A 389-nucleotide genomic window follows, 5' to 3' on the forward strand; every position below is an offset into this window, starting at 1 on the left:
AAACCATCTTTCTAAAGCAATCGCATGGCTTCCCTTATCGGAGAGCGGCTGACGCCAAAGCTTTTGGCCAGCTGTGTTTCGTTTATCCGTTCCCCAGGCTTAAAAGTCCCGTTAAAGATCATTTTTTTCAGCTGGTTATAAAATTGCAGGTAGTAGGGAGTCGGCTTATCTAATTTAAAATCGTCCATATATAATACCTCTTTTGAATATATTCAAGGGCTTTTCTTCATCAAAATCATATAACAGATGGTAATGGGAAGCAACAAACTGCCTTGTCAGATCCCAGAATTTGAGGTACGATATGTTTGCTGAACGACGGTCGACGGACTACTGACAACTGAAAAACCGGCGTGTTTTTTCGTCAATAGGACACGATACCTCCGCCAGAA

Annotated in this window: 1 pseudogene; it reads right to left on the bottom strand. The window is 41.9% G+C overall.

The features are described 5' to 3' along the window. Positions 1–14: 14 nt before the first annotated feature. A pseudogene (locus RVS70_RS23080) lies at positions 15–188 on the bottom strand (GntR family transcriptional regulator); the annotation flags it as partial. Positions 189–389: the final 201 nt, after the last annotated feature.

Origin of the sequence: Virgibacillus sp. M23, assembly GCF_034190895.1 — a bacterium.
In the GTDB taxonomy this organism is placed as follows: domain Bacteria; phylum Bacillota; class Bacilli; order Bacillales; family Amphibacillaceae; genus Virgibacillus; species Virgibacillus salarius.